Raw genomic sequence first — 4,819 nt, 5'->3', positions numbered from 1 at the left:
AGCAATCTGGAAAAGATCGCCTATGTGAGAGAGCGGTCAGGTGCCAAGGCCCTCCTGGCGCTCAAATGTTTCGCGACCTGGTGCGTTTTTGATTTTATGCGGGACTATATGGACGGAACCACGTCCTCATCATTGAACGAGGTTCGTCTCGGACACGAACGTTTCGGAAAAGAGACACACGCTTATTCGGTCGCCTATGCCGATTATGAAATCGACGAGGTGATTTCGCACGCGGACAAGATCATTTTCAATTCAGTGGGTCAGTTGGAGCGCTTTGCGGACAATTCCTCCGGTATTGTTCGCGGCCTGCGGCTGAACCCCCGGGTCAGTTCGTCCAGCTTCGATCTTGCAGATCCGGCCCGTCCGTTTTCGCGCCTCGGCGAATGGGATGTCGCCAAGGTGGAAACGGTCATGGACCGGATCAGCGGATTCATGATCCACAACAACTGCGAAAACGAAGATTTTTCGCTCTTCGACGGAATGCTATCCGAAATCGAGGACAGGTTTGGGGGATTGTTGAAGCGCGTCGACTGGGTCAGCCTCGGTGGCGGCATTCATTTTACAGGTGAAAACTACCCACTGGATCTTTTTGCGGATCGTCTGAAGTCATTTGCCGAAGCTTATGGTGTTCAGGTCTATCTTGAACCGGGTGAAGCGACGATTACCAACTGCACGACACTGGAAACCACGGTGCTCGATACGCTTTTTAACGGCAAACATCTGGCGATTGTCGATGCCTCGATAGAGGCGCATATGCTCGACCTGCTGATCTATCGTGAAACTGCAAAAGTGGCGCCGAACGAAGGCCCGCATCGTTTCATGATTTGCGGCAAGTCCTGCCTGGCCGGCGACATATTCGGCGAATTTGATTTTCCGGAAGCTCTCAAGGTCGGAGACCGTGTTTCCGTTCAGGATGCCGCCGGATACACGGTGGTCAAGAAGAACTGGTTCAACGGTGTGAAAATGCCAGCGATTGCGGTGAGGGAACTTGACGGAACACTGACGGCCGTTCGTGAGTTTTCCTACCGGGATTACGAACAAAGCCTGTCGTGAGACTTGAGTTTCAAACACCCTCTTAGGTTCCAAGGAAGGTACAACATCACATGAAAAAAAATGTTCTCATCATCGGTGCAGGCGGTGTTGCCCAGGTGGTGGCGCACAAATGCGCACAGAATAATGATGTTCTGGGTGACATTCACATTGCTTCGCGCACCAAGTCGAAATGCGACGGCATCATCGAAAGCGTGCATGAGAAAAACGCCCTGAAACAGCCGGGCGTTTTGCAAGGACATAAGCTTGATGCGCTCGATGTTGAAGCAACTGCTGAGCTGATCGGCAAAACCGGGTCCGAAATCGTCATCAATGTCGGCACGGCCTTCCTCAACATGTCGGTTCTCAGCGCCTGCATCAAGACGGGTGTGGCCTATATCGACACAGCCATTCACGAAGAGCCGGGCAAGATCTGCGAGACGCCGCCCTGGTATGCGAACTATGAATGGAAGCGTGCGCAAGAGTGCGAGAAGGCAGGGGTAACCGCCATTCTGGGCGCTGGCTTCGACCCGGGCGTTGTCAACGCTTACGCAAAGCTGGCCAAGGACGACTATTTCGACAAGGTCACCGAGGTTGATATCGTCGACATCAATGCGGGCAACCACAACAAGTATTTCGCCACCAATTTCGATCCGGAAATCAACTTCCGCGAATTTACCGGTACTGTCTATTCCTGGCAGAAAGGGGAGTGGCAGGAAAACAGGATGTTCGAGATCGGCAAGGAATACGACCTGCCGGTGGTCGGCAAGCGGATGGCCTATCTGTGCGGCCACGATGAAGTCCACTCGCTATCGAAGAACATGGACGGCGCCGATGTCCGTTTCTGGATGGGATTTGGTGAGCACTACATCAATGTTTTCACCGTTCTGAAGAATATCGGTCTCCTGTCCGAACAGCCGGTCACCACCGCTGAAGGGCTTGAAGTCGTGCCGCTCAAGGTGGTCAAGGCCTGTCTGCCGGATCCGTCTTCACTGGCGCCGGAATATGAAGGCAAGACCTGCATCGGCGATTTCGTGAAGGGCATCAAGGACGGTGAAGAGCGCGAGGTCTTCATCTACAATGTTGCCGATCACAAGGAAGCCTATGAAGAGGTTGGCAGCCAGGGCATATCCTATACCGCCGGCGTTCCACCAGTCGCAGCCGCGATGCTGATTGCAACGGGCGAGTGGGATGTGAAGAAGATGGCAAATGTCGAAGAGCTGCCCGCACAGCCCTTCCTTGGCATCCTGAACCGGATCGGCCTGCCGACCCGGATCAAGGACGCAGACGGAGATCGCGCGCTCAACTTCTAAACCCAGGATTGAGAGGCCCTGGCTTTGATAATAGGCCAGGGCTTTTTGCGTCGAACTACCTGTGCTGCGACTTATTTGCAGGCGAGCAGAAAGATTTTTCCCTAAACTTTTGTTTCTGAAACTGTTTCAAGCGTTCTTGAGGCGCGTATCAAGATCCTGATACGTGTCCTTTCCTCGTTGCCTGCCGTCTTTGGCCCGTAGAATGTGGCATTGGCAATCCGCATTTAACCGCATTGCAGGCTTTGCCGAAAACCGGCTTCACTTCCACCTCAGATTGATCATACTCAAGTGTACGAATGATCGTGAGGACCGCGCATGAGCAAGACCGAGACTGCCGCAGCGAATGACACCGATCTCGAAAAAGTACCGGTAAAGGAAGCGCTGAAGTCACTTGGTGTGGAGGCCGACAAGGGGCTTTCGGATGAGGAAGCAACAACGCGTCTCAGGAAATACGGCCCAAACGCACTTTCTGAAAAGCACGAAAGCCTTTCCAGCAAGATTCTCAAATATTTCATTGGCCCGATTGCCTTCATGATTGAAGCGGCAGCTTTGGTCTCCGCTTTCCTGGGCCGTTGGGACGACTTCGCCATTATCTTCGGACTGCTGGTCTTCAATGCCAGCCTGGAGTTGTGGCAGGACATGAAGGCTTCAAATGCGCTCGCGGCGCTCAAGGACAGCCTGGCTCCGCATGCGACGGCCCTTCGGAACGGTGCGTTCAAGGTCATAGACGCGGCGACACTGGTGCCGGGCGATATCGTCAAGATACGACTCGGTGAGATCGTGCCGGCAGATTTGCGACTCGTCTCCGGTGAGTACGCTTCCATCGATCAGGCGGCACTGACGGGAGAGTCGTTACCTGTTACCAAAAAGTCCGGCGACGAAGCCTATTCCGGGTCGGTGGTCAAGCAGGGTGAAATGACCGGGTTGGTGATTGCGACAGGAGGGAACACTTTCTTTGGACGTACCGCGGAACTGGTCGCGGGGGCTGGTGCTGTCAGTCATGCACAAAAGGCAATGTTCCAGATCGGCAACTTTCTGATCGCCGTTGCCGTTGTCCTGGCCGTCATCATGGTGGCTGTACAGGTCTGGCGCGACATCGTGATCGCCGACAACTGGGGCATCGATGATGCGCTTAATATCCTTCAATTCGTGCTGATCCTGCTGGTTGCTTCCATTCCGGTCGCCATGCCCGCGGTCTTTTCAATTACCATGGCGCTTGGCGCGCTTGCTCTTTCCAAGGAAAAGGCCATCGTCTCGCGCCTTGCGTCCATCGAGGAAATGGCCGGTGTCGATATTCTGTGTTCCGACAAGACGGGCACGTTGACCAAGAACCTGCTGACCCTCGGCGATCCAATCGTGCTTGAAGCTTCCAGTCCGGATGAAGTGGTGCTTGCCGCAGCGCTTGCGTCGGAGAGCGAAAACAGCGACGTCATCGACACGGCCGTGATGCAGGCTCTGAAGGACAGGACCGTGCTTGAAGGGTACAAAGTCGACAAGTTCACACCTTTCGATCCGGTTTCCAAGCGTACGCGTGCGGACCTGACCGATAACTCGGGTAAGGTTCTGAGCGTTGTCAAAGGTGCGCCACAGGCCGTGATCGATTTGGCCAAACCCTCTGACGATATCGCCAAGAAGGTGGTGGCGCATGTTGCCGAACTGGGATCGCGCGGTTACCGCGCCCTCGGGGTTGCGCGTTCAGAAGACGGAGGCAGAACCTGGGTGTTCCTGGGTGTTCTGCCGATGTTCGATCCGCCTCGCGACGATTCCAAAGCCACCATCGAGAAAGTGCGCGCAAAGGGCGTGAAAGTGAAGATGGTGACCGGCGACGACACGGCGATTGCGCGTGAAACGGCGCGTCAGCTCGGTCTCGGTACGAATATCATCGCGGCAGCCGATGCCTTTCCCAAAAACATGGACCCGGACAATGTTCCGGGTAAAATCGCAGATTCCATCGAAAAAGCCGACGGCTTTGCGCGCGTCTTTCCCGAACACAAATATGCCATCGTGAAAGCCTTGCAAGGGCGGGGACACCTGGTGGCCATGACCGGCGATGGCGTCAATGATGCGCCTGCATTGAAGCAGGCAGATTGCGGTACCGCCGTTTCCGGTGCGACGGATGCGGCACGCGGTGCGGCCGCCCTGATCCTGACTGCTCCCGGTCTTTCCGTGATCGACAATGCCATTGACGAGGCGCGACGTATTTTCGGGCGCATCACAAGCTATACGATCTATCGTGTGGCACTGACCATGGACATCATGTTCCTGGTCGTGTTGTCGACAATTTTCCTCGGGTTTCAGCCGCTTACTGCGGTCATGATCGTCATCATGTCATTGCTGGACGATGTGCCGATCATGACCATTGCCTATGACAACACTGCTGTCGCCAAAGACCCGATCCGGTGGCGTATGCCGCGATTGTTGTCCGTTTCGGCGGTGCTCGGACTGGCCTCAATCATCCAGTCCTTCGGTCTGCTTCT

The 4,819-nt window shown here is 55.1% G+C and carries 3 protein-coding genes; all 3 read left to right on the top strand.

The genetic code is table 11. The annotated features are described in order from the left end of the window. The coding region (locus tag K5905_RS27570) for a carboxynorspermidine decarboxylase (protein ID WP_297590315.1) at positions 1-1,053 on the top strand (1,053 nt) is incomplete at its 5' end. 50 nt (positions 1,054-1,103) lie between these two features. Then, positions 1,104-2,342 carry a saccharopine dehydrogenase family protein gene (locus K5905_RS27565; RefSeq protein WP_297590313.1) on the top strand — a complete coding sequence of 413 codons (1,239 nt, stop codon included), beginning with the start codon at positions 1,104-1,106 and terminating at the stop codon, positions 2,340-2,342. Positions 2,343-2,657: 315 nt separating this feature from the next. Further along, on the top strand, positions 2,658-4,819 hold a 2,162-nt coding region (locus K5905_RS27560; protein ID WP_297590311.1), incomplete at its 3' end, for a plasma-membrane proton-efflux P-type ATPase.

Source organism: Roseibium sp. (assembly GCF_025698965.1).
GTDB lineage: Bacteria > Pseudomonadota > Alphaproteobacteria > Rhizobiales > Stappiaceae > Roseibium.
Note: the sequence above shows the minus strand (reverse complement) of the source record. Positions and strands in the feature narration are given on the sequence as shown.

Coding starts and splice junctions, on each gene's coding strand:
- K5905_RS27565 (WP_297590313.1), top strand. CDS start 1,104: ATGAAAAAAAATGTTCTCATCATCGGTGCAGGCGGTGTTGCCCAGGTG.